Below are 20,560 nucleotides of genomic sequence, written 5' to 3'. Positions count from 1 at the left end.
TCGGCAGGGGCACCACATGATCCGCCCGCTCGGAGAACCCAGCACGGGAGGAATCATGGAAACGATCCTCATCGACGGTCTGGACATGACCGGCAAGACCACCCTCGTCCAGACGCTCGTCACCACGCTCGAACAGCGCGGCATCCCCGCCCGCTCCCATCAGTGGATGCTCGCCCCCCGTCACCCGCTGGCCGCAGCGCTGCGCCGCCTGCCGCGCGTGCGTCAGCCGGAATCCGGACTGATCACGGCCGCCCTGCTGGGGCCCGGGTTCCTCCTGGACGGACTGCTGGCCCGATGCAGTCGCGCCGCCGATCAGGTGGTGATCCAAGACGGCTACGCCGACCGGACGGTGGCCTTCGGCATGGCCGGCGGCCCCTACCTGAGCGCGTGCTTGGCGCTGCGCTGGCCCCACTTGTTCGCCCCGTTCGACCTGGCGGTCTACCTGCACGCCCCGGCTGAGGTCCGGGCCCGGCGCCTGGCGGTGCGACCCGACGCCGACGCCAACGACGTCCGCACCGTCGAAGACGACGAGTTCGCCGCAACCTTCACGGCCATGCTGGTCCACGGCATGGGCCGGCGGCACCGCCGCTTGCTGGTGTTCGACACCAGCCGCCACTCCCCGCAGGAGATGGCCGAGCTCATCGCCGACCAGGTCCGTCCGCCGGCCACCATCGTGCGCCCGCCCCAGGAGCGCGCCGCGTGAGGCCGCCCGCCGTCGATGCCGGCCGCACCGAAGCGGCACAGGCCGAACTCCGCAGCGCGCTGGCCGGCCGCCCGCTGGTCAGCGTCACCCGCTTCACCACCTCCGGCCGCACCGGCTACACCGGCCCGGCACCGGTCCCAGCGCTGCGCCCGGACCTGGCGATCGGCTGCTACCGACCGTGGACCCCGGCCGAGCCCGCCGCGGCGATGGCCGCCGAGGAGCGCATCCGCACCCGTTCGGCCGCCCTGCGCCAAGGCTGGCTGACCCGGGTCCGCGCCGAGGCCGCCGAGCGCCTGGCCGGACTCGACCGGCCCCCGGTGCTGACCGCCTGGTACGCCACCGACGCCTTGCGCGCCCTGGCCGGCCCGCACGGCACCGTCGCGGCGATCGACGGGACGGTACGCGACGTCATCGAGGCCAAGCCCGCGTTCGACCAGGTGTTACGGGAGGCGTACGTGCCCGCCGCAGTCCGTATCCCCGCCGTGCGCGTCGACGGCCGCTTGCCGTCGCTTCCCGAGCTGCGCCGCCTGGTCGGCACCCGGCGCGTGGTGGTGCAGTCCGGAGTGACCTCCGGCGGACGCGGCACGGTCATCGTCACCGGGGAGGCCGACATGGAGCACGCCGCCCGCCTGGACGGCCCTTACCGGGTGACCGCGTTCATCGACGGCTGGTCATCCAACGTCACCGTGCTCAGCGTCCCCGAAGGCCCCGACGACGTCCGGGTTTACGTCGACCGCCCCTCCCACAAGGCCATCGGCGTGACCGAGCTCGGCATCGGCCCGGCCAAGAGCGCCGGCAACGACTGGTCGCGGCCCTGGCCGGCCGACGCCGCGGGGATGCTGGTCGAGTCCGCTGTCCGCATCGCGATCTGGGCATGGCGCCGCCACCGGGTGGCCGGACTGTTCGGCCTGGACGCCATCCTGACCCCGGACGGCCGGGTGTACCTCAACGAGATCAACTGCCGCAACCAGGGAACCACCGAGGTCTCCGCGGTCAACCAGCAGGCCCGCGGGTGGCCGCCCTTCCTGGCCGCCCACCTGACCCTCCTACTCGGCGGACGGGTGAGCTGGCTGGAGGACCCGCACGAGTTCAACCACGCCACCATCACCCAGGCCACGACGCCGGGCGGCCCGTTCTACGCCAAGCTCCGGCTTCACCGCGCCGACCCCGGCCCGGTCTGCCTCGACCCGCGCCTACCCGGATCGGGCGTCTACCGGCTGGACGCCGCCGGTCGGCTGGAGTGGGTCAGGGCCGGCGCGCACCCGGCCGACGCCGACGCCGACCGCGGGGAGGTCCTGCTGGCCGGCCTGCCCGCCCCGGACGTGATCTGCCACCCCGGCGCCGAGATCGCCACCGTCGAAGGCGTCACCAGCGGCTCCGCCCGCCCATTCGACGGCCCCGACCAGGCCAGCATGCTCACGCTGCGCACCGCCGCGGCCGTGGCCGAGTCGTTCCTCCCCTACCTCCCGCAGGAAAGGACGTCATGATGCCCGCACCACTCGCCCCCGCTCTGGCCGACCAGCTCCGCGCCCTGCCTGATGAGGCGTTCACCCGCCTCCAGTACTTCACCCCGGCCACCGGCTGTTTCAACCGGTGCGCGTTCTGCTCCCAGCAGGCCGGGCGCGACGTGTGGCAGCTCACCGAGCGCGGCCTGACCGACTTCGCCCGCACCTTCGCCGACGTCGCCGCCGAGCGCGGCCTTCAGATCGCCGGCGGCCGTATCCACCGCCCCGGCGTGCTGTTCCCCTACCTGGACAACGACATCGCCTCCTACCCGCACCTGGACACCCTGTGCGGCCTGGCCCGCGACGTGCTCGGCGTGCGGTTGCGCATGTCGACCGTGGGCTACTCCAGCCTGAGCCCGCACCTGACCGCCATGCACCAGCGGATCGCCGACGAGTACGGGGCGGTGTTCGACGGCATCCGCCTGTCGCTGACCCCCTACACCATCGGCTGGACCGACCGTGACCCCGCCGCCAGCCGCGCGCAGTTCACCCGCGACCTGGCCGCCGCCCTGGCCACCTACCGGCCGGTGTTCGCCCAGCTCGGCCACGGCCCGGCCACCGCCGCCGTCGAACTGCGCTTCGCGCCCCTGGTCGCCACCGTCGACCTGGCCGACACCACCGTGGACGGCCGCCACGTCCTGGCCGCCGGACCCCATCTGCTGATCGGCTTGGAGAGCAGCGACGGGCCGTTGCCGCTGACCGAGGTGGAGCGCCTGGACGAGCGCACTCAGCCGGTTTTCTCCACGCCCGGCCGCCGGTACCTGCACCTGACCGGCGACCACCTCACCGCCGACGCCGCGACCATCCGTGCCGCCCTGGCCGGGCAGGTCGACGCGGCCCACCGCGTCCGCGTGGTGCGCCTGTTCCGGTTCGCCAACGCCGATGGCGGCTACTACGCCGCCGACCCCGACTTCCACCCGGGCGGCACCTTCACCGCCCTGCACCTGTATCCCGCCACCGAAACCCGCCGCCGGTCCGGCTACACCGACGCCACCCGCCCGTTCCTCAATGCCCTGCTCAACTACAAGGCCGCCCGTGGGATCGGCCGCCGCGAGGCGTTCGAGCACGCGACCTTCGCCGACGTCGCCGCCGTCCTGGCCGACCTGGAGGCCACCGCCGACCGGCTCGCCCAGGGCGTCGACGCCCGCGCCGCCGTCCACCTGACCGGCACCGTGATTCCCCTGGTCGCCACCTACGCCGAGGCGTTGCAGACGGCCGGCTACCCGGCCGCGGCGTTCTTCTCCCGGGACTTCAGCATCGACACGGGCCAGATCGTCAACCAGGGCCGGGCCATGGGCCTGTTTAGGGGCTTGGTCTCGATCGACGGCGAGCCGATGACCCCGCGCGAGGAGCGCGGCTTCGGCCAGGCCAGCCTCTCCAGCGTCCGCGGCCCCATCTGGCGGATCGCCCCGGTTCCCTTCGCGCCCGCCGGGCGCCTGCCCGTCGCGGTCGCCGGCGGCAAGAACGCCCCGGCCATGGCGCCGTCCCTCGTGGTGGAGGAGCTGGACCCCTGCCATCTGCGGCCGGTGATGCGCGGCACCTGCACGCGGTTGCGCCGCTACACCCTGACCGGCGTGGAGCTGGAGCATCTCACCCTGGAGCAGGGACAGAGCACTTTGGCCATGCCCGGCATGGCCGCCTGACCGGCGCATCCCCGGTACCGGAAAATCTCGTGTTCGCCCGGTGCCGGGGATCAACGCCGGGCACTATGCCCGAATGACCACCACTTCCTTTTCCCGCGTGAAGATCCGCACCGGCGCCCTGGTCTTCTGCGGCGACGACGTCGCACTGATCCGCCGCGACCGGCCGACCGGCTCGCACTACACCCCGCCCGGCGGCAACGTCGACACCGGAGAAGACATGCTCGATGCGCTGCGGCGCGAGCTCGCCGAGGAGCTCCGGCTGGACCTGGACCAGGCCACCGAGCCCGAACTGTGCTGGATACAAGACCAGATGGTCACCCGGCCCGGCCCCACCCCACCGCCCCGGAAGATCCACCTGATCTTCCGATGCCGCGTCTCCCCCGAGGTGCGGGACACGCTCGCTACCGCCGAATACGACGAACTCCCGGACGGCGCGACCGAGCTCGGCGTCATCGAGTGGATCGACTACCGAAAGGCCGCCGAGCTGGCGCTGTTCCCGTTGATCGGCGGCCCCCTGTCGGCGCTGACCAGCCCGGACGCGCCCGCCGGGAACCCATGGCTTCCGCCGATCACGGATGCCAATTACACCTGGCTCTGAGCCCGCTCTCCGATCACCGCGGCGTCAGCGGCAGCCGGCAACGCCAGTACGGTCCGGTCCTGGCCGTATTCGCCGCGCCGGCTGTCGGGCCGAAAGGGCACAGACCCGGGAGGGAGAGTGCCAGGCTGGCCGCATGGACAGCACGAACCCCTCCGCCGCCTGCGGGCCAAACCGGTTGACCCGGATGGAGCTCGCCGACGCCCTGGCCGCCCAAGTCGACTCAGGACGGCACCGTCCCCCACTGGCACAGCCCTTGCTCACCTGGGAGGAAGGCGACGCCGCCGCCTGCCTGCTGGAGACCCTGGCGGCGATTGTGGCCGGCGAACCACTCGCCGAGCTGGCCGACGAACTCGCCGAGCGTCTACGCTCCCGGCTCGGCCCTCTGCCCGGACACGATCCGGAGAGGATGCTCTCCGCCGTCCTGTCCAGCGCGGAACAGCAGATCACGAGTGTGGGTCCGCGCTCTGATTGATGGCGCCCCCGGGCAGTCGCACGGGGGCGCCAGGAGTCACCCGCCGAAGAACAACGGCATCGGGTACGCCGGGATGACTTCGGCCATGTGCGCCAACGCAGCGAACATAATCACCTCCTGTATCTGATCAACTGCATATCGTAAACGCATTGTTCAGTGGAGGAGTCGGCGGAGGTCTGGTGGCCCTGGGGGCTCCGCCGCCCCCAGACCCCCGCGGGGCGGACGCACCGTCCGCCCACCGGGCGCGCAGCCTCCCACCGCGCATGGCGGCCGGCACATCCGCTCTGTGTCGGTCGCCGGTCGCCGTAGGGGGTTAAGGCTCAGCCGGTGTACGGCGGGAACAACTGCTCCGCCGCCGCACTCAGTCGGGCGACCTCCTCCACCGACAGCCGAGCGCCGCCCCGGGTGATCCAGTGTCGTACCTGAGAGGCCCGCAGCAGCGGCACGCCCTCCACCTTCATGACCCGCAGCAAGGGGACGTTGGGACCGTGGATCGCCAGTACTGGCGTGACGTCGACCGGGCGACCGATCGCGGCGCCGAGCGCTTCGGCGACGCGCCGCGACTCGTACAGGACCCCCTTCACGGCGTTGTCACCCCAGGTCTTGCCGACGTGGACGTACCGGCCGCGCCGAGTGATCCTCTTGTTCCGGTTCCAGTTCTTCGTGTCCACCACGAAGACGCCCGCCGCGCCAATGATCAAGTGGTCCACGTTCGCCTGTCCGGTCGGGAGCGCGCGGTCATGCAGGACCGTGTATCCCCTCCGGCGCAGAGGTCGAAGCATCCTCGCTGTCCGCCGCTCGCCCTTAGCCCCCTGGCGCCAGGTCCGCACCGCCTCATGGTTCCGCCACCGATACACCGTGTCGACCACGGCCACGAGCACCGCGGCGACCAGGCCGGCCAGCCAGCTCACCAGGACGCCCACCACCACCGCGGCGACCACGGCCAGAACTGCGCGGACGATGATCCGTTGCCGTCGGCCTTCGGCGAGCTTGGCGCGGTACTGGGCATGCGCCGACGCACCGGCGCCGACCGTACGAGAGCGAGGAAGAGCCATCGAGCGACCTCCGGACAGGGGGGAAACGGAGACGAGCGCGAGGAGCTGCCTTCACGGTAGACCCGGCCGCCGACGAAATCCCGCCCGACCAGCGAACCGGTCGACTACCCCGAGACACCGAGCGCGTCGGCGACACCCCGTGCCAGGACCTCAACGATCCCCGGGAAGTAGAAGACCAGCCCGATCAAGATTGAGATGGCAAGGAACTGGGCGAACCGCGTGATCTCCCGCGTGAACAGGAAGAACAGCGCCACCACCGAGACCATCACCAGGAACAGCGGCGCGAAGAAGCTCCGCAACCAGTCCGCGAGCCCTTGCGTGTTCAGCCCTTGCGCCGGCGCCGCCAGCACCTCCACAACCACCGCATACACCCGTGCCCCCACTCCTCTCCCCGCCGGAGCCATCCCCAGCGCTCTACTCTCAGTGCTATGACTGACACGCACAGTAGTGGGTGTGTTCATGAGATCGCCGTTCCGCTCGAAGGCACGGCCGGTCCCGAGGCGGTCGTCTGCCTGTGCGGCGCACGCTGGACGAGCCGCGCGCAGGTCCCCGAGGACGTGGCGTTCCGCCTGGACGTCCGGCTCGGCGCCGGCGCATGGGAGTCGCGCGAGCCGAGCGCCGCGGCCAGGCCGCCAGCCCCGACGACGGACAGGCAGTCGGCCTGACGGCCGATGCCTCCGGCGGCCAGGGCGCTCGGCGCCCCTGGACCCCGCCAGGCCCCGGGATGGTGGACACCCCGGGCGGGACCGATGAAGGGTCGTCTCCGGCACTAGGCCATCCCGCCCGCCGGCTCTGGGCCTATCACCCAGACACCGGGGCCGCCAGGCACCCCGGAGGGGACCCCGCCCGGCGCCCCCGGTGTCTGCGTGATCTGGACGGCCCAGGCGGACGGGATGGCCCAGGACCGGAGACTGATGTAGGCACATCACACCCGGCCTGAGCTGGAAAAACAAGCCGCAAGAGGTGGTGAGAAACGATGGACCGGCCCCCCTTCGCTTGATAGAGTTGGCGTGTACACGCCAACAAGGAAGGTGTCCATGGACAAGCTCACCGAGACCGAGCGCCGCGACTTCGCCCGCGCCGCCGCCGAGGACCTGGAGGCCGCAGTGGAGGAGCGGCTGGTCCTGGAACAGGAGTATGAGCACTACACCGGCCCGCTTGGCTGGTCGGAGTGGCTCAAGCAGCGCAACGGATGACCGGCACGAACCGCCCGCCCGGCGGCGGCCGTTCCCCGCGCCGCCGAAGAGAGGACTCCCGATGACCGAACAGATCATCCGCGTCGACACCTTCACCGCCTGGAAAGAGCTCGCCTGGAGGGAGCCGGCCGAACGTCTCCGCGAACTGCCCGGCCTGGCCGACTACCTGGACGATCACCTCTTGGTAGAGCTTCACCTGAACGAGGAGCGCCACGAGGTCACCATGATCGAGCGCATCCCCGACCAGCCCGATCACTACCGCCTGACGACGAAGCCCGCCGCCGACTTCATCGCCGAGTTCGAGCTTGACCCCGACCTGGCTGAGGACTACCGCACGATCACCGAGCAGGGCGGCGGAGCCGAGCGCGGTCCCTGGAGCTGCCCGGACATCGCCGAACTGACCGTTCCCGCCCGCGCGTTCGTCGCCGAGGTGGACGCGCTGTTCGGTCGGCCGCCGATGCCCACCCCGCCCGTCGACACCACCCCGGCCGCCATCCTCGCCGAGGCCCTGGCCGCCCTGTTCGGCGACTACCCCACCGGCCCGGAGAACGCGCCCACCACGCCCCTGGCCATCACCGACCCGGACACCGGCGTCACGCGCACGGTGAGCCTGGAGCGCGGCCAGGTGGAATGGCTGACCCGCATGATCACGGCCGAGGCCGCCACCAACCGCGAGGCCCACGCCGGCGGAACCGGCCGGTGCGGACACTGCGGCGCCGCCCCCCATCCGCACACGCCATGACCGGCCCGACGAGTCCGAGGTGAGGTGTCCGGGACCGCTCGAACCGGCCCCGGACCACCTCATCCTCACACGACGACCACGGCGCCACGCCGGGCGCCACCCGAAATTGATGGCGTGTACACGCCAAGGAAGAGAATGGGATGACCGACACCGGATCACGCATCATCACCGCCCTGGAGGCCACGTGGAAGGCCGTGCAGGAGCGCCACCCCGAGATCCCGGACGTGGTGATGATCACCGGTCCGTCCGCCCAGCGCGGCGGCGACATGTGGGGCTACCACTGGCCCGACCGGTGGAAGTTCGCCGATGGTTCCGGCCGCGCCCCGGAGTTGTTCATTGCCGGAGAGCTGTTCGGGCACGGCGGCCAGCGGACCCTGGCCACGCTGCTGCACGAGGCCGCCCACGCGCTCGGCACCGTGCGCGGGATCAAGAACACCAGCCGGGACGGCAACCGCTACCACAACGGCAAGTTCGCCGAGCTGGCGCGCGAGCTCGGACTGACGCCTCCTGACAAGCCGAGCAAGGCCCACGGCTACGCACACTGCGAGCTCGGCGACGCCACCGCCGCCGCCTACGCCGAGACCATCACCGCCCTGGACGCCGCCGCCGTCGCCTACCTGGTCGACCGGGCCGAGGTGGTTGTCTCCGAGACCGGCGAAGACGGCGCCGAGGACGGCACCGCCGGGACCGGCGAGGACGAGGGCGGCGCGAAGAAGAAGCGCCGGGCCGGCCAGCGCCACGCCGTCGAGTGCATGTGCTCGCCGCCCCGCCGTATCCAGCTCACCCCGAAGGCCATGGAGACAGGCCCGGTGATCTGCGGACTGTGCGGCGAGCCGTTCGAGGTCCCCGACCCCATCGAGGACCAAGGCGACGACGGGCAGGAATAAAGCCGCAGGTCAGCAGGGGCGAGCCACACCGAATAGGAACGGCCGCCCCTCAGCTGCCTTAACCGCTCCAAAATTGTTCACTCTCAGCGAGCGTCAATCTCGCCGCTTCTGCCCCAAACATGGCATTCTCTAACCAAGCATGTAACGGGGAGTTGAACGGCACGTCAGGACATGAGCAAGGGGACGAGGTGCCCGAGGCATCGGCACCTCAGCAGGGGGAACACCACGACCAGCGAGGGCGCGCGCCGTACGGCCGCGCCCTTCGGCGTACGTACAGCGCGGCATACCAGGTGTACGGAGCGCAACGTTTCTGCGACACGCCGAATGGTTTGCATGCGCAATCCCCAAAGATGCGCAATGATCTCACCCATGCCACGGGTAACAGGACGAGTGACGCGGGAGTACGGAACGGGCGGCAGCGTCCAGTTTCAGACCCGCGTGCCCGAAGCGCTCAAGAGGCGATACCACGAGGCCGCCAAGGCCCGAGGGATCTCGCTGAGCCTCTACTTGGAGCAGTTGATCGAGCTTGATCCGCTCGCGCCCAAGGCTCCGGAGAAGCCGTTGGAGCTGACCGGATAAATACGTAGGCCCCGGTGCTATGACCGGGGCTTGCCTACGACTCGGGAGATCCGACTTACCTGGCTACCAACCTGTAGCCGGATCTCCGACCAGACCCCCGCCTCACCAGCGGGTTGCCTCACCGAAGAAGGGCCGTCTTACCAACGGCCCGCACCACCACCCACCACCCGGAATCACCCAAAAACATCACATCCGGAGAAGCGGTCTTACCAGCCGCCTCTCTGGAGGAGAGGAGCCGCTTACCTCTATGAGCGCCGGTTACCAGCCGGCGGCTTTGTCATGCCTCCAGAAACCCGGAGACGGAGTCCACGATAACTCATCGTCGTCCGGCTAGCCCAGCATGTCCGGATTCGGGTGTGTCGCCGCAGACCGGTTGCGAGGGTGACGCCGAGCAACAATCCGCCGCGTTCTACGCAGCGCTCCGCGCCCTGGCCCCCCGCGGCCGGGCGCGCGTCGACGTGCGCACCGAGGCCGGCGACGAGTGGGCGCACTCCTACGCGGCCACGGTGAAGCTCGGCGATGTCCCGCCCATCGGCCCGTTCGCCTGGTACCTGGCCAACGCCCGCCACGAGTTCGAGTTCATCGTGTTCGACCTGGACCGGGCGAAGGGCGACGTCGAGCGCGACGCCGACGAGCTCATGGAGCTGCTGGAGGCCGCCGACGTCCGCTATCTGGTGTGCGTGTCCGGTCCCGGCCGCGGACTGCATATCTGGGTGCCGATCGAGCCCACGGCCGCCGCGGTGGTGCGCGTGCTGGCCCGCGCCGCCGCCCGCCGCCTGCCGTCGCTGGACCTCAGCCCCCTGACCAACGCCCGGACCGGATGCGTCCGCCCGCCCGGCGCCCCGCACCGCCACGGCGGCATCAGCACGCCCGTCGACCAGTGGGTGCCGATCACCCCGCAGGCCGCCGCCGACCTCCTGGCCGAGCCCAACGACGCCGAGGCCGTCGAGCGTCTGGCCGTCGTGCTGGACGCCGCCGACGTCGAGCCCGAGCAGATCGAGGCCGAGGCCGTCCGGACGATCGAGTCCGGCCCGCGCGGGCCGCGCCTGGCCGGGCGCCGGCGACCGTGTGACGTGGCCGCCCTGCTGGCCACCACGCCCGAAGTCGAGCGCGGGCATGCCCAGCTCGCCCGCATCCTGGTACGGCTTGCGCTGGCGCGCTGGAGCGCTCCGGAGACCGCCCGGTTCCTGGAGGCAAACCTGGAGGCCCCGGGCCTGATTCATCTGCGCCGCCAGGGCGGGAAGCGCAGCCGACCCCGCTCACCCGGCGAGCGCGCCGCCCTGATCGCCCGCCAGTGGGAACGCGCCGTGGCCTACGCCGCCACGCTTCACCGCGAGACCGTGCCTGTCGAGGAGGACCAGGGCGCCGAGGAACCCGCCGAGCGACAGGAGCAGTCGGCGCAGACCTACGCCGCGCGCCTGGCCGCCGTGGTGCCGCTGGTGGCCGGCGTCCGGGAGGCGATCAGCGCCGAGCCGGAACGGTGGAGCACCCAGGCCGGCCCGTCCGACCGCCGGGCACTGGAGTACGTGCTGGAGCTCGCCCTGGAGGCGGTCACCGATGAAGTCGAGATCGACTGCCGCCGTCTGGCCCTGGCGACCGGCATGGGCCGCAGCACGGCCGCCCGCGCGCTCGGCCGCCTGGTCCTGGACGAGTGGTTGAGCCTGGACACCCCGGGCGAGGGCCAGCGCGCCCACCGCTACCGCGTGCTTCCCCAGGCCCTCGAAGACGCCTCCGCAACGCCTGTGACGAACAAGCTTCCCGAGTCGCTTGCACAGGGTGGGACACAAGGGAACCCACCCCAGGTGGGAGAGGTCCGACGACACCGGGCGGCCCGTGAAGCTCACCGGCAATCGCTGACCGCGCGCCGCGCGCTGCTCAGCCACGACGTGTTCACCCACCCGGGCCCCGCACGAGACCAGGCCGGACTAGGACGTCATGTGGCGATCACCGCCGCGGCCCTCAGCACGGGCCTTTACAAAGTAAATGACTTGGCCCGGGTCACCGGCTACAGCCTCCGCACCGTCCGGCGGCACCTGGAGATCCTGAAGGCCCACCAGCTCGCCCGGCGCAGCGACCGGCCGGCCCCGGGCGCGTGGCGACGGACCCGGACCAGTCTGGCGACCGTCGCGGCCCGAATCGGCGCGGCCGGCACCCGCGAACGACGCCACCGCGCCTACGCGATCGAGCGCGACGCCTACGCCTGGTGGCTGGCCGAGCTCGGATGGATGCGCACGAAGGGCAAGCGCCGCCGACCCCCAGGGCCGGACCAAACCCGCCTCCTGCTGGCCGGGCTCCCGCGCTGGGGCAACCGCGACCGCTACCCGCGCGACCACGAAGGCCGCGCCGACCACCGCGCGGCGCGCGTCGACCTGGCCATGCAGCGTCTCGCGGCCACCGCCTGACCACCGGCCTCGCAGCCGCGGTCACCCACCCTGCCCAGCACGCCGGCGAGCCACCGAGCGGCGATCAGCCCAGCGCCGCGACCGCTATTTAATTTCATTCTTTCCATAGCAGAAATGAAATTAATAAATTAGGGTCGGAGTATGACTCAGATCACAGAACAGGAGCAGGACGAGGCCGCGGTATGCCGGTTCCCCGGGTGCTCGGCGCCGCCCGCCCCCGCGCCGACCGACAAGCCCGGCCGACCTCCGCTGTACTGCGTGGACCCGACCCACACGCCCCTGACCGCGTACCGCGAGCGCCAGCGGCTCCAGAAGGTCGGCGTCGGCGAGGCGGACGCCGCGATGCCGGAGGACCTGGGACGACCGGTGACCCTCAGCCAGGCCCGCGCCGGGGAACTGGTCGAGCGCGTCGAGGCCGTCGCCGTGCGCCTGTCGGAGGACCTGGCGCGGGTGCTGGCTGAGCTGCACACCGCCGGCGACCCGGACGCCGCAGCCGCGGAGGTGAGCGCCGCCCACGCGACCGCCGCCGAGCAGGTGGCGAGCGCCGAGGCCCGCGCCGCGACCGCCGAGCAGACCACCCGCCGGGCCGTGGCCGTCGCCGAGCGCGAGCGCGCCGAGCGGGAGCAGGCCGACGCCGCCGCCGAGGACGCTCTTTGCCGGGCACAGGACGCCGAGGAGCGCGCAGAGCAGGCGCGCGAGCAGCTCGGCACCGAGCGCGAGCAGATGCGCGCCGAAGTCGAGCGGACCCGTGCTGAGGCCGATGAACAAGTCCGTCAGGCCGAGCAGGAGCGAGACGCGGCCGTGGCGCAGGCCCGCGCCGAGGCCGGCGAGCAGGTCCGCCAGGCCGAGCGCGAGCGAGACGACGCCCTGGCCGAGGCCAGGGAGGCGACCGAGCGGGCGCGCGCCCTGGTCGAGGAGGTCCGCGCGGAGGCCGCCGCCGAGCGCGAGCGCGCCGCCGTGCAGGTCGAGCAGATCCGCGCCGATGCCGAGCGGACCCGGGCCACGATCGAGCGAGCCCACGCCGAGCAGGCCGAGGCCGCCCGCCGTACGGCCGAGGCCCTGGCCGACGCAGCCCGCGCGCAGGAACATCGAGCCGAGGCCGCAGAAGCCGCCGCCGAGCGCGAACGCGCCGCGCGGAGCACGCTGGAGCGCGAGCTGACCGAGGTTCGAGCGGAACTTGCCCGGCTCCGCTCGGGCGCCGAGCAGAGCCGCTCGGCGGACGAGGAGGCGTGATCATGCCGCTGTTGGGGTGGCCCGGATGGGCCTGGGCCGCGTTCGCCGGCATCGCCGGCGTATCGGTCGGCGCCGTGATCTATAGCTGTGTCAGCGTCGCGCGGCTGAACCGGGCCGAGCGCCGCCGCGTGGTCGCCAGGGCGGAGCAGGTGCTTGCATGGGAGGCCGGCGGGTATCCGCGTCTGCCCTACGTCACCATCTGGCACCGGGGAACCGGATACGAGCTGCGCCGGACTCCCGGGTACTGGCCCGAGGTCTCCGAGCAGGCCGCAGCCGACTCCCAGGATCGCCGGTACGACCGGGTGACGGTACGCCTACGCACCCCCGTGGCCGACGGCTACGTGACCGAGTGGACGTGGCAGGACGGCGCCCTGATCAGCGAGGAACGCCACCAGCCGGGCCGGGCGTCATGACGGCCGCCCTGGTCGCTCTGGTGGCCGCAGCCGCGGCCCTGGCCGCCTGCGTGGCCCTGTTCGGCTGGTGGGACCGGCGGCTGAGCCGTACAGCGCGGCCGGCGCCCCCGGCCCGGGAAGCCTACGTCGCCACGGTGCAGGGCCGGGGCGGAACCTGGCGCGTCTCGGAGTGGGTCGTGGAAACGAGCTGGCCGGAGATCATCGCGTGGGCCGCCCAGCAGTCCCAGAGCCCCGACGTCGACCGGGTGCAGGTCGAGCACCAGGCCCCGCAGGAGCCGGGGATGGTCACCGTGTGGACCTGGACCGAAGGCCGACAGAGTAGCCACGAGCACCGCCGGGGCCGCCTGGAGGTCAGACCCTTCGGCAACCCGTGACGATCGTCCGACGACGCCGCCGCTGATCATGGCCGCCTCCAGCGCACGGTGACGCAGCGTTATCATCCGCAAAAGCGATCATGACCACCACCGCGACCCCCCATCGAGCCCAAGATCCTCACGACAGCACCCCACAGCCGATCCCGCCTCAACCAGACCTCCCACCGACCATCAACCGATCTCACCTCAGCCATCCCATCCACTCACCCAACAGCACCGATGACACCCCACAAACTAAAGCCATCACACCTACGCATTTATTAATGATCTTGGTAGGATGAGCGTAGCTTGACGATCATTGATACGTGTCGCCTGCCGCCCCGAGGGGGCGACGGCTCACCGGGCGGGAGGAGGGTCGACGTGCTGAGCATCGCTCCCGGGTATGACCCTCGCTACCTGACGCGGCAGGTCGGCAAGGGTGCGGAGAACTACTATCTGTCAGCGACCGTCGAGCACGGCGAGCCGCCGGGCCGGTGGTGGGGACGCGGCGCTGAGGCGCTCGGACTGGAGCCGGGGAGCGAGATCGACGGCCCGGTGATGGAGAAGCTCTATGAGAACTTCCTTGATCCACGCGACCCAGAGTTCATGAACGACGCGGTTCCCGACGGTGAGAAGGCGCGACTCGGCCGGCGGAGATCCGAGTTCCAGTCCTGGGAAACGATCTACGCCAAGAGGTTGGCCGCGGAGCCGGAGGCGACCGCCGAGCGGCGCGAGCAGATCCGGATCAAGGCGAAGAAGGATGCCCGGCAGGCCGTCATCCACCACGACGCGACCTTCTCCCCGACCAAGTCGATCACGCTGGTTCACGCGGGGCTGTTGGCCGCCGCCCAGGAGGCCGAGACCGCTGGTAAAACGGTGCTGGCTGCCCAGTACCGCGAGGCCGCCGACGTGGTGTGGGAGGGCGTACGGCTGGGCGCCGAGGCGAGTCTCCGCTACCTCCAGGAGAACGCCGGCGAGGCCCGCGCCGGCTACCACGGCAAGGACACCGCTGGCCGGACCACCGGGCGATGGGTCGAGGCGAATCAGTGGGTGGTGGCACGGTTCGAGCAGCACACGAACCGCGACGGGGACTGCCAACTGCACGTTCACCAGGCAATTCTCAATAGACAGCTCTGCGCGGACGGCAAGTGGCGGGCCCTGGACGGCAAAGCGATCTACCGGGCACGCCCCGCCGCCGCGGTGCATGGCGAGCGCGTCATGACTGAGTACCTGGCCCGCCGCTTGGGCCTGGAGTTCCGCAGTCGGCCGGACGGCAACGGCCGCGAGGTAGTGGGCGTCTCCCCTGAGCTGATCGCAGAGTTCAGCACCCGCCGCGCGGCGGTGACCAAGAACATTGAGCAGCAGGTAGAGGCGTATGTGGCCAAACACGGCCGCCAGCCGACCGCCCGCCAGCTCTTCACCATGGGCCAGATCGCCACCAAGGACACCAAGCGCGCCAAGACCAAGCGTCCGGACGCGCCGAGCCCGGCCGAGCAGCTCCGCTCGTGGGAGGAGCGGACCCGAGCACGGGAACTCCAGCGGCTGAGCGAGATCCCGAGCAAGGTGCTCGGCAGGCTGAGCCGGGGCCGCACCGCCGACAAGGCCCAGGCTCTCGGAGACGCCGAGCTCGCGAAGGTCATTCAGGCCGCCGTTGCCGACGCGCAGAAGGAGAAGGCCGAGTTCAGCCGGTTCGAGCTCACCCGGTTCATTGACCGGTACCTTCCCGACTACCTCGGAGGCTTGCACCCTGAGCGAGTGGAGGCGGTGCTGGAGGAGCTCACCGACGCGGCACTGAACCCGGCCGGGCCGGCGGGGGTGCGGCTGCTGACCGCCCCGGACGTGGTCCACATCCCGGAGAGTCTGCGGCGGGCGGACGGGCGCAGCGTCTACCAGGCCCAGGCGTGCGAGCGGTACGTCACTGCGGACCAGCTCGACCGTGAAGCGGCGTTGACCACGTCCGCGCTCGCAGGTGGAGCGCCCCGCTTGACCGCCGAGCGCGTCGCCGAGCTGATCGGCTTGACCCACGAGCAAGCCGAGCTCGCTGCGCTTGACCCCCGCACGGCCGCGCCCGAGGGGGTCAAGCGGCTGTATGCCGACCAGGCAAACGCGGTGCTCGGCATCGCGACCTCCAGCCGCCGCACGGACGTGTTGCTCGGTGCCGCCGGCACCGGCAAGAGCCGTACCGTGGCCGCGCTGGCGGACGTGTGGCGCCAGGGCACAGGCAAGCCGACGTTGGGTCTGACGACCGCGCAGAACGCCGCGGGAGTGCTCCGCCGGGAGGGCCTGGACGACGCGAGCAACATCGCTATGTGGCTGACGAAGATGAAGAAGGGGGAAGCCCGGCTAACCGCAGGTCAGCTCATCGTCGTTGATGAGGCGAGCATGGTCACCACCGAGCACCTGGAGCAGATCCAGCGCTACGCCGACCGGTATGGCGCCAAGGTGGTGTGGGCCGGCGACGTCGCGCAGCTCTCAGCGCCGGAGGCCGGCGGGGCGATGCGGCACCTGGTCAACGTTGGCGGAGCCGAAGAACTCGCCACAGTCGTCCGGTTCCGCGAGGAGTGGGAGCGAGAGGCATCGGTCCAGCTCCGCGACGGCCTGGCCGAAGCGCTGATCGAGTACGACCAGCGCGGCCGGCTGTTGGACGGCACCCGCGAGGAGATGGAGACCGCCGCCTATCAGGGGTTCCTCGCTGACCACCTGGCGGGTAAGTCCACGCTGCTGCTGGCCCCGACCAATGAGAAGGCCGCCGAGCTGGCCGCCCGAGTCCGGGAAGAACTGGTCACCCTGAAGAAGGTTTCCCCGGAGGGGACGAGGCTGCACGACGGCAACACCGCCGGCCGCGGTGATCTCATCATGACCAGGCAGAACGTCAAGGGAGAGGACGGCGAATACGCCTACCTCAACCGCGACGTCATGGAGGTTGGCCACGTCGCTCCGGATGGAAGCGTCCTGGCCCGCATGGTCAACCCAGATGGAACGTACGGCAACATCATCACCTTGGATCCAGAGTACGTCCAAGAGCACGTCGAACTTGCGTACGCGGGCACCGTCCATGCGGCTCAGGGCCGCACCGTGGCCACCTGTCACTCCCTGGTCGACGATAGCGGCACCCGGGAAATGCTGTATGTGATGCTGACCCGCGGTGCTGAGGGCAACTACGCGTACGTAGCGGTCGACCGGGTCCGGGAGGCCGATCTGCGGCCCGGACCGGAGCAGGCCCAGGAGCGCGCCAAGGAGTTGCTCGGAGACCAAGCGGAGCGGTCGGCCACCGAGCGGGAGGCGCTTGAGGGCCGAGCGCAGGGCGACCGGCTCACCGTGCTCTCCGGGATCTTGGAGCGGGAGGACGCTTCCAAGACCGGCATTGAAGCCATGATCGAGGAAGGGGAGCGGCCCCGGAACTTGGGTCACCTCGGGTCGATGTGGATTGATCAGATCCGGTCGAGCACCGCCGAGGCGTACATCACCCGGGCCGAGCAGTCCGGCGCTCTGTCGGCGAGCGACGCCGCCCGGCTCCGCGACGATGAGGCCAAGGACACGCTCGGGCGTCTGCTCCGCACGTTGGAGATGTCCGGCAAGAACGCCGGGGCGATCTTTGAGGCCGCGATCCGAGAGCGGGAACTGGACACGGCCAACAGCGTTGCCGAGACACTCCACTGGCGGATCGAGCAGGCCGGCGCCGAACGCGGTATCGACGTCGACCGCCTGGAAGTCAGCGAGGAGCAGATCCGCGGGACCTGGCGCGAGCGGACCCCGAGCATGGGCATCCCGGAGACAGACAGGTTGCTCGGCGAGATCTCCGCGCGGATGGAGGTCCGGGAGGCCGAGCTGGGCCAGGACGCGCTAGAGCGCCCGCCGACCTGGCTGACCCAGGCGATCGGCGAGCCCCACCCCGAAGACGCGATCGAGCGCGGAGCGTGGGCCGAGCGCGCCGGCCGGATCATGGCCTACCGGGAGCAGTACGGCTACGAGACCACGACCGAGGCGATCGGGCCGGCACCGTCCCGGGCCAACCCCGAGGCCCGCACGGCATGGTGGGCAGCGTACGACGCGATGGGCCGACCGGACACCTCCCGGGAGATCAGCGGCGCCACCGATGGTGAGCTGTGGGTCATGCGGTCCCGCTACGAGCGCGAAGCCCGATGGGCCCCGCCGCACGTCGGCGAGGAGCTCCGCCAGACCTCCATTCAGGCGCGCGAGCGGGAGGCCGAGGCCGTCCGACTCCGCGAGCAGGCCCGGAGCCTGGAGGCGCACAACCCGGAGAGCGCCGCCGCACTGGAGGGCCGGGCCCGCGGGCAAGAAGCGCTTGCCCGCGGGCTGAGTGATCGGGTGAAGTCCCTGACCGAGGTCCACGAAGCCCGCAAGCTCTGGCACCGGACCACCGAAGCAGTCCGCTCTATGGCCATGCGCGCGGACGCCGAGCTCCGCCGGCGAGAGCACATTGACGAGCGCCTCTTGCCGCCGTTGCACGTCGACCAGTCCGAGGCCCACGAGCGGATCGAGGAGCAGCAGCACCAGAACGTCGAGCGCGAGAAGACGCCGGCGGTCGCGGAGGGTCAGCTGACATTGGACCTTGGCCCGAAGATCGAGTGCGCCGCCGAGCGCGCCGCCGCATGGGCCGAGCGTGAACAGGAAGCCGAGCAGCAGCGCCAGGACGTCGAGCGCGAGGAGGCCCGGCGCGAGCAGCAGCGCCAGAAGACCGAGCGCGAACAGGCCCCCGGACAGCAGACGTTGGAGCTGTTCGGCGTCCGGTCGGTGGACCGGGAGGCCGATCCGGCGTTGGCCGAGGCCCTGGAGGCAGCCCGCTCCGCGCGAGCGATCACCCAAGCGCGCGAGGCCGAGCGCGAGCCCGAGCAGGAGAACCAGAGGACCGAGCGGTCCCGCCAGGTGGACGCACAGTCCATCGAGCGCGAGCAGCAGCGGGCAGCCATGGAGCGGAGCGCACTGGAGGAACGCGAACGCGGACGCGCGGAGCGCGAGCAGCACCGGGCACCAAACTACGACGACGGTCCCACGATGGGCCGAGGACGCTGATCACATGATGGTCAGATGTCGGAGGAGGGGCTTACCGTGATGGCTATGAGCAGCCCGGCGGCCGGCGGCCCTCCTGAACTTTCACGAGCCGAAATCGAAGCGGCGTTCCCTGACTTCTTCGATGAAAGGCCGTTGAGCGGCCAGGAGAGAGCAGAGCTTCGAGCCTTGCTGGACGAGCCTGGTGGCCCGCGGCGACGTCTGACAATGCGGCAAAGACGGGCACGGTCAAGCCTGGGGATCATTCGATCCCCGCAAGCGGTCTCCGCGGTGATTGAGGACTTCCACCGGGCCGCCACGATGAGCCACGACGCCACCACGTACGCCAAGGGTGTGCTGACCGCCGTGTGGTGGGCCATCGGCAAAGCCGAGACCCGGGCAGGGCCGATCAGCGGCGACCCCTCCGGGCAGTGGCCGCCGGATCTCGGGGATGTCTACCATGAAACGCGGGTGGCGTTGGATCTGGCCGAGGGGCGTATACGGCCGGAGGCCCGCCCGCATCCGCGGTACGTCGAGGGCGCCGAGGACGCCTTGTGCTGGTTGTTCGCGCTGAACGACTACCGCCCGGTGCCCATCCAGGAGTAGCGCCGCCGAGAACGCATCAGGCCCGTACCGAAGCGGTACGGGCCTGACGTGTTCTCCCTGGTCAGTAGGAGCGCGGAGTCCCTTTCCTCAGCGCTGCGTACTCGGCATATTCCTCACGGGTGATCCCGTGCTCTTGGGACAGCCGACTGACCCGTTCGCGCGCCGCCTGCACATCTTCGGGTGAGGCATCGGGGTCGTTGCCGAGCTGCATGGCCTGATAGACCTCAGCAAGGATTGGACGTCGCAGCGCCTCCGCCAAGACATCACCGTCATCACGTCGTTCGGGAAGAAGGCGATGCGGTCTGTCTTCGGGGCAGCGGGTACGTTCCTCCGCCCACTTCAAGATGTCGCGAAGCCAGAAGTAGAAGTCGGCCGCCCGGTGCGGGGAGGTGTCTTCTGCGTCATAGGCGGCATGGTAGGCCGCCCGCAACCACAGCATCGCGTTGACGATCTCGGGATGGTGCGGCCAGCATGCACCCAGGAAGGTTTGAGCGTGGGGCCAGCCGGCGAACAACACATCCCGCACCCAGCTCAGCAGCTCCGCCAGCGCATTGGGAAGGTTCTCCTTCGGGATGTGCGCCAGGTCGACCACCAGGGACGGGGCTTCCTCCTTGGCTGGCTTCTCCAGCAGCTTGGCGACGTTGGCCGATAGAGCCCGTACTTCCTCCGACAGAGCGGTGAGGGTCTCCACCCGGTTATTGAGATGGTTGGCCCGCTCGCCGAACTTGTCCAGGCGGTCGCCCAGCTCGGCCAGCGCGGCACGCGCTTCCCCCAGCTCCGTCCCGAGCACCACCAGCGCCGTCATCGTCTCGTCGGAGCCATCGGCCCGGGGGTCCGGGCCGATGTCACCGAGGTAGTCGTCACTCATCCGTCATGCTCTCCGGTTTCCTGCCACGGGTTCCACTCCTCCGGCGGAAGGGGCGGCATGGGCCGCGTCTCCTCCGGAGCAGACGGCAACGGTCGAGGCCGGCCATAGGGGTTGCGCCGGGCCCGTCGCGCGGCGATCTCATCCGGCGGGGACGGCGCCACCTGCTGAGCGTCCGTCTGCTGCTCCATCTCGAACCGGATCTTATGGAGCAGCTCCGGCATGGCCGCCGGGATGGGCCGAGGCTGGACCGGGCGGAGACCCTGGATACCGACGCCGGACTTCACCCACAGCTTGT

The 20,560-nt window shown here is 70.8% G+C and carries 20 protein-coding genes; 16 read left to right on the top strand and 4 right to left on the bottom strand.

From position 1 onward, the window contains the following. Nucleotides 1–55 precede the first annotated feature (55 nt). The 5 genes from HS045_RS33450 (at nt 56) to HS045_RS33430 (ending at nt 4,921) form a co-directional block, all read left to right on the top strand. Nucleotides 56–703 (top strand): hypothetical protein, encoded by a 648-nt coding sequence (locus tag HS045_RS33450; RefSeq protein WP_196455648.1) that lies wholly within the window; start codon nt 56–58, stop codon nt 701–703. Then, complete coding sequence (locus tag HS045_RS33445; protein ID WP_196455647.1) at nt 700–2,190, top strand: hypothetical protein; 1,491 nt, start codon at nt 700–702, stop codon at nt 2,188–2,190. Before HS045_RS33450 ends, HS045_RS33445 begins: the two co-directional genes overlap by 4 nt. Further along, the gene (locus HS045_RS33440; protein ID WP_196455646.1) at nt 2,187–3,851 is read left to right on the top strand and encodes a hypothetical protein; all 1,665 of its coding nucleotides are present in this window, start codon (nt 2,187–2,189) and stop codon (nt 3,849–3,851) included. Before HS045_RS33445 ends, HS045_RS33440 begins: the two co-directional genes overlap by 4 nt. 73 nt (nt 3,852–3,924) lie before the next feature. Further along, nucleotides 3,925–4,449 (top strand): NUDIX hydrolase, encoded by a 525-nt coding sequence (locus tag HS045_RS33435; protein WP_196455645.1) that lies wholly within the window; start codon nt 3,925–3,927, stop codon nt 4,447–4,449. Nucleotides 4,450–4,582: 133 nt separating this feature from the next. Next, nucleotides 4,583–4,921 (top strand): hypothetical protein, encoded by a 339-nt coding sequence (locus tag HS045_RS33430; RefSeq protein ID WP_196455644.1) that lies wholly within the window; start codon nt 4,583–4,585, stop codon nt 4,919–4,921. Nucleotides 4,922–5,241: 320 nt separating this feature from the next. On the opposite strand, the gene HS045_RS33425 is transcribed toward HS045_RS33430, so the two are convergent. Together HS045_RS33425 and HS045_RS33420 are read right to left on the bottom strand one after the other, a co-directional pair. Next, nucleotides 5,242–5,976, bottom strand: a complete 735-nt coding sequence (locus HS045_RS33425) for a nuclease-related domain-containing protein (RefSeq protein WP_196455643.1) — start codon at nt 5,974–5,976, stop codon at nt 5,242–5,244. 104 nt (nt 5,977–6,080) lie between these two features. Further along, nucleotides 6,081–6,380, bottom strand: a complete 300-nt coding sequence (locus HS045_RS33420) for a hypothetical protein (RefSeq protein WP_196455642.1) — start codon at nt 6,378–6,380, stop codon at nt 6,081–6,083. Between the two features lie 24 nt (nt 6,381–6,404). On the opposite strand from HS045_RS33420, the gene HS045_RS33415 reads away from it, so the two are divergent. The 11 genes from HS045_RS33415 (at nt 6,405) to HS045_RS33365 (ending at nt 19,397) form a co-directional block, all read left to right on the top strand. After that, the gene (locus HS045_RS33415; protein ID WP_196455641.1) at nt 6,405–6,641 is read left to right on the top strand and encodes a hypothetical protein; all 237 of its coding nucleotides are present in this window, start codon (nt 6,405–6,407) and stop codon (nt 6,639–6,641) included. Nucleotides 6,642–7,013: 372 nt separating this feature from the next. Beyond that, nucleotides 7,014–7,172: a hypothetical protein gene (locus HS045_RS33410; RefSeq protein ID WP_196455640.1), complete on the top strand. Its 159-nt coding sequence runs from the start codon at nt 7,014–7,016 to the stop codon at nt 7,170–7,172. 61 nt (nt 7,173–7,233) lie between these two features. Then, nucleotides 7,234–7,914, top strand: a complete 681-nt coding sequence (locus HS045_RS33405; protein ID WP_196455639.1) for a hypothetical protein — start codon at nt 7,234–7,236, stop codon at nt 7,912–7,914. A 140-nt stretch (nt 7,915–8,054) separates the two neighbouring features. Beyond that, the gene (locus HS045_RS33400) at nt 8,055–8,801 is read left to right on the top strand and encodes a hypothetical protein (RefSeq protein ID WP_196455638.1); all 747 of its coding nucleotides are present in this window, start codon (nt 8,055–8,057) and stop codon (nt 8,799–8,801) included. Nucleotides 8,802–9,191: 390 nt separating this feature from the next. Continuing rightward, complete coding sequence (locus HS045_RS33395) at nt 9,192–9,380, top strand: hypothetical protein (RefSeq protein ID WP_196455637.1); 189 nt, start codon at nt 9,192–9,194, stop codon at nt 9,378–9,380. 356 nt (nt 9,381–9,736) lie between these two features. Beyond that, on the top strand, nt 9,737–11,782 hold the full coding sequence (locus HS045_RS33390; RefSeq protein WP_196455636.1) for a hypothetical protein: 2,046 nt from the start codon (nt 9,737–9,739) through the stop codon (nt 11,780–11,782). 141 nt (nt 11,783–11,923) lie between these two features. Continuing rightward, a complete protein-coding gene (locus HS045_RS33385; protein WP_196455635.1) occupies nt 11,924–13,015 on the top strand; it encodes a hypothetical protein in 1,092 nt (363 codons plus the stop codon). A gap of 2 nt (nt 13,016–13,017) precedes the next feature. Continuing rightward, on the top strand, nt 13,018–13,428 hold the full coding sequence (locus HS045_RS33380) for a hypothetical protein (RefSeq protein WP_196455634.1): 411 nt from the start codon (nt 13,018–13,020) through the stop codon (nt 13,426–13,428). Beyond that, a complete protein-coding gene (locus HS045_RS33375) occupies nt 13,425–13,802 on the top strand; it encodes a hypothetical protein (protein WP_196455633.1) in 378 nt (125 codons plus the stop codon). Before HS045_RS33380 ends, HS045_RS33375 begins: the two co-directional genes overlap by 4 nt. Before the next feature lie 360 nt (nt 13,803–14,162). Next, the gene (gene mobF / locus HS045_RS33370; RefSeq protein WP_196455632.1) at nt 14,163–18,815 is read left to right on the top strand and encodes a MobF family relaxase; all 4,653 of its coding nucleotides are present in this window, start codon (nt 14,163–14,165) and stop codon (nt 18,813–18,815) included. A gap of 267 nt (nt 18,816–19,082) precedes the next feature. After that, nucleotides 19,083–19,397, top strand: a complete 315-nt coding sequence (locus HS045_RS33365; protein ID WP_196455631.1) for a hypothetical protein — start codon at nt 19,083–19,085, stop codon at nt 19,395–19,397. Nucleotides 19,398–19,458: 61 nt separating this feature from the next. On the opposite strand, the gene HS045_RS33360 is transcribed toward HS045_RS33365, so the two are convergent. Both HS045_RS33360 and HS045_RS35220 read right to left on the bottom strand, forming a co-directional pair. After that, nucleotides 19,459–20,265 (bottom strand): hypothetical protein, encoded by an 807-nt coding sequence (locus tag HS045_RS33360; protein ID WP_196455630.1) that lies wholly within the window; start codon nt 20,263–20,265, stop codon nt 19,459–19,461. Beyond that, the coding region (locus HS045_RS35220) for a hypothetical protein (RefSeq protein WP_230885250.1) at nt 20,262–20,560 on the bottom strand (299 nt) is incomplete at its 5' end. The genes HS045_RS33360 and HS045_RS35220, both read right to left, overlap by 4 nt.

The organism is Planomonospora sp. ID82291, assembly GCF_015711645.1.
GTDB lineage: Bacteria > Actinomycetota > Actinomycetes > Streptosporangiales > Streptosporangiaceae > Planomonospora.
This window is presented reverse-complemented; position numbering and strand designations above follow the sequence as displayed.

Excerpts from the sequence above, each read along its gene's own strand:
- HS045_RS33450 (WP_196455648.1), top strand. The coding sequence starts at position 56 with ATGGAAACGATCCTCATCGACGGTCTGGACATGACCGGCAAGACCACC.
- HS045_RS33440 (WP_196455646.1), top strand. The coding sequence starts at position 2,187 with ATGATGCCCGCACCACTCGCCCCCGCTCTGGCCGACCAGCTCCGCGCC.
- HS045_RS33435 (WP_196455645.1), top strand. The coding sequence starts at position 3,925 with ATGACCACCACTTCCTTTTCCCGCGTGAAGATCCGCACCGGCGCCCTG.
- HS045_RS33430 (WP_196455644.1), top strand. The coding sequence starts at position 4,583 with ATGGACAGCACGAACCCCTCCGCCGCCTGCGGGCCAAACCGGTTGACC.
- HS045_RS33425 (WP_196455643.1), bottom strand. The coding sequence starts at position 5,976 with ATGGCTCTTCCTCGCTCTCGTACGGTCGGCGCCGGTGCGTCGGCGCAT.
- HS045_RS33420 (WP_196455642.1), bottom strand. The coding sequence starts at position 6,380 with ATGGCTCCGGCGGGGAGAGGAGTGGGGGCACGGGTGTATGCGGTGGTT.
- HS045_RS33415 (WP_196455641.1), top strand. The coding sequence starts at position 6,405 with ATGACTGACACGCACAGTAGTGGGTGTGTTCATGAGATCGCCGTTCCG.
- HS045_RS33410 (WP_196455640.1), top strand. The coding sequence starts at position 7,014 with ATGGACAAGCTCACCGAGACCGAGCGCCGCGACTTCGCCCGCGCCGCC.
- HS045_RS33405 (WP_196455639.1), top strand. The coding sequence starts at position 7,234 with ATGACCGAACAGATCATCCGCGTCGACACCTTCACCGCCTGGAAAGAG.
- HS045_RS33400 (WP_196455638.1), top strand. The coding sequence starts at position 8,055 with ATGACCGACACCGGATCACGCATCATCACCGCCCTGGAGGCCACGTGG.
- HS045_RS33385 (WP_196455635.1), top strand. The coding sequence starts at position 11,924 with ATGACTCAGATCACAGAACAGGAGCAGGACGAGGCCGCGGTATGCCGG.
- HS045_RS33380 (WP_196455634.1), top strand. The coding sequence starts at position 13,018 with ATGCCGCTGTTGGGGTGGCCCGGATGGGCCTGGGCCGCGTTCGCCGGC.
- HS045_RS33375 (WP_196455633.1), top strand. The coding sequence starts at position 13,425 with ATGACGGCCGCCCTGGTCGCTCTGGTGGCCGCAGCCGCGGCCCTGGCC.
- HS045_RS33360 (WP_196455630.1), bottom strand. The coding sequence starts at position 20,265 with ATGAGTGACGACTACCTCGGTGACATCGGCCCGGACCCCCGGGCCGAT.